Source organism: Pseudomonas sp. PS02303, from assembly GCF_029959925.1.
GTDB classification, from domain to species: Bacteria; Pseudomonadota; Gammaproteobacteria; order Pseudomonadales; family Pseudomonadaceae; genus Aquipseudomonas; species Aquipseudomonas mandelii.
This window is the reverse complement of sequence record NZ_JASCOM010000445.1, coordinates 1-2,780: the sequence shown is the minus strand read 5'-3', so window position 1 is coordinate 2,780 and position 2,780 is coordinate 1. Positions and strand designations below refer to the sequence as shown.

The following is a 2,780-nucleotide window of genomic DNA, read 5'->3' as shown; positions in this document are numbered from 1 at the left end:
GAGCTTGCTCCTGCTGGGGTGCGAAGCGCCCCCAATACAGGACTGCTGCGCAGCCCAACGGGAGCAAGCTCCCTCGCCACAAGAATTAGCCGGGGCTTCAAATCTACGGCGCATCCGGGCTGTCGATCTGCTCCAGCATCCACTTCACAAAATCGCGCACCTTGGGCACTTCCGCCGAGTGCTCGGGATACGCCAGGTAATAGGCATCCGTGCTTGGCATCGCGTGTTTCCAGGGGATAACCAGTTTGCCGTCCGCCAACTCTTCTTCCACCAAAAACCTTGGCAGCAGCGCCACGCCGCAGCCGACCTGGGCGGCGCGGATGCACATATAAAACGTTTCGAAGCGCGGGCCGTGGTAGCTGTGTTCGGTGTGGTAGCCCTGGCTGTCGAACCAGTCGTGCCAGGCCTGGGGCCGCGAGGCGTTTTGCAGCAGGACGAGGTCGGCGAGCTGCGTAGGGTCGGTGAACGGCGTGTCCGGCAGGCTGCCCGGCGCACAGACCGGCACCAGCTCCTCGCCAAACAGCTTCAGGCATTCGGTGCCGGGCCGCGAGCCTTGGCCGAAGTAGAACGCCAGGTCGCTGCGACCTTGCAGCAAATCGTCGGCTTCCTGCTCGCTGCACAGGTCCAGATGGATTGACGGGTGGCGCAGGCGCCAGCCTTTCAGGCGTGGCACCAGCCAGCGCGCGCCGAAGGTCGGCGGCGTCGAAACCCGCAAGACTTCGGTTTCGCCGCCGTAGGAACGTAGGTAATGGGTCGACATCTCGACCTGGGTGAGGATTTTTCGTACTTCCACCAGGTACAAATCACCGGCCGGGGTCATTTGCAGACGTCGGCGCACCCGGCGGAACAGCAAGTGCTGCAACAACTCTTCGAGTTGCGCGACCTGTTTGCTGACGGCGCTCTGGGTAAGGTTCAGCTCTTCGGCGGCCCGGGTGAAGCTCAAATGCCGGGTCACGGCCTCGAAACACTGCAGTGCGGTGATCGACGGCAAATAGCGTTTATTCAGCATGGACGGTCCTTTTTCTTGTTTCTTTTACTGCCAGCAATTCAAAGCATGAATAAACGGAATGATATCTCTCTTAAAGGTCGTTTGTTGGGTAACCTCCGGGGAGCTAAAACTACAGGTCTGATCAGCCGTGAATGTCCGGCTGTACGTTTTCTGTTTTTTGCTCGAGGAGTGACCCATGGTTGCCGCATTGCTTGATCGTCTTGGTGTGAACCCGGCCCTGTACCAGAACGGCAAAGTGCCGGTGCATTCGCCGATCGATGGCAGCAGGATCGCTGCCGTGAACTGGGAAGGCGCCGCTGAAGTCGAGCAGCACATCAGTCGTGCAGATCATGCGTTCGAATTGTGGCGCAAGGTCCCGGCCCCGCGCCGTGGCGAACTGGTGCGTCAACTGGGCGACATCCTGCGCGAATACAAGGCTGACCTCGGCGAGCTGGTGTCTTGGGAAGCCGGCAAGATCACCCAGGAAGGCCTGGGTGAAGTTCAGGAAATGATCGACATCTGCGATTTCGCCGTCGGCCTGTCCCGTCAGCTGTACGGCTTGACCATCGCGTCCGAGCGTCCTGGCCACCACATGCGCGAAACCTGGCACCCGCTGGGCGTCGTCGGCGTCATCAGCGCCTTCAACTTCCCGGTTGCGGTCTGGGCCTGGAACACCACGCTGGCGCTGGTCTGCGGCAACCCGGTGATCTGGAAACCGTCCGAGAAAACCCCACTGACCGCACTGGCTTGTCAGGCCCTGTTTGACCGCGTACTGAAGAACTTCAGCGACGCACCTCCACACCTCAGCCAAGTGATCATCGGCGGCCGCGATGCTGGCGAAGCGCTGGTCGATGACCCACGTGTCGCGCTGATCAGCGCCACCGGCAGCACCCGCATGGGCCGTGAAGTGGCGCCAAAAATCGCCGCACGTTTCGCCCGCAGCATTCTGGAGCTGGGCGGCAACAACGCCATGATCCTCGCCCCAAGCGCCGACCTGGACATGGCCGTCCGCGCCATCCTGTTCAGCGCCGTCGGCACCGCCGGTCAGCGTTGCACCACGTTGCGTCGCCTGATTGCCCATGAGTCGGTGAAGGAAGAAATCGTCACTCGCCTCAAGGCTGCCTATTCCAAGGTCCGCATCGGCAATCCGCTCGAGGGCAACCTGATCGGTCCGCTGATCGACAAAAACAGTTTCGAAAACATGCAGGACGCGCTGGAACAAGCCCTGAGCGAAGGCGGCCGGGTGTTTGGCGGCGAACGCCAGCTGGAAGACAAATACCCGAACGCTTATTACGTCTCGCCGGCCATTGTTGAAATGCCGGAGCAGAGCGATGTGGTCTGCAATGAAACCTTCGCACCGATCTTGTACGTGGTCGGTTACAAGGACTTCGACGAAGCGCTGCGTCTGAACAACTCGGTGCCACAAGGCCTGTCCTCGTGCATCTTCACCACCGACGTGCGTGAAGCCGAACAGTTCATGTCGGCGGTGGGCAGCGACTGCGGCATCGCCAACGTCAACATCGGCCCGAGCGGTGCGGAAATTGGCGGCGCGTTCGGTGGCGAGAAAGAAACCGGTGGTGGGCGTGAGTCGGGCTCCGATGCATGGCGCGGCTACATGCGCCGCCAGACCAACACCGTGAACTACTCGCTGGAGTTGCCGTTGGCGCAGGGCATCACGTTCGACTGATCCTCGAGTCGAACAGTGATCCCCTGTAGGAGTGAGCCTGCTCGCGATTGCGGTCTATCAGTCAACATAGATGTTGAATGTTAAATCGCTATCGCGAGCAGGCTC

The 2,780-nt window shown here is 60.8% G+C and carries 2 protein-coding genes; one reads left to right on the top strand and one right to left on the bottom strand.

All coding sequences use genetic code 11. The features are described from left to right. Positions 1-103: 103 nt before the first annotated feature. Entirely contained in the window at positions 104-1,009 is a 906-nt protein-coding gene (locus QMX98_RS33860; protein WP_083375171.1) for a LysR family transcriptional regulator, read from the bottom strand. 175 nt (positions 1,010-1,184) lie between these two features. Here QMX98_RS33860 and QMX98_RS33855 point away from each other — a divergent pair, with 175 nt between their 5' ends. Next, positions 1,185-2,675 carry an aldehyde dehydrogenase family protein gene (locus tag QMX98_RS33855; RefSeq protein WP_010464154.1) on the top strand — a complete coding sequence of 497 codons (1,491 nt, stop codon included), beginning with the start codon at positions 1,185-1,187 and terminating at the stop codon, positions 2,673-2,675. Positions 2,676-2,780 lie beyond the last annotated feature (105 nt).

Coding starts and splice junctions, on each gene's coding strand:
- QMX98_RS33855 (WP_010464154.1), top strand. CDS start 1,185: ATGGTTGCCGCATTGCTTGATCGTCTTGGTGTGAACCCGGCCCTGTAC.
- QMX98_RS33860 (WP_083375171.1), bottom strand. CDS start 1,009: ATGCTGAATAAACGCTATTTGCCGTCGATCACCGCACTGCAGTGTTTC.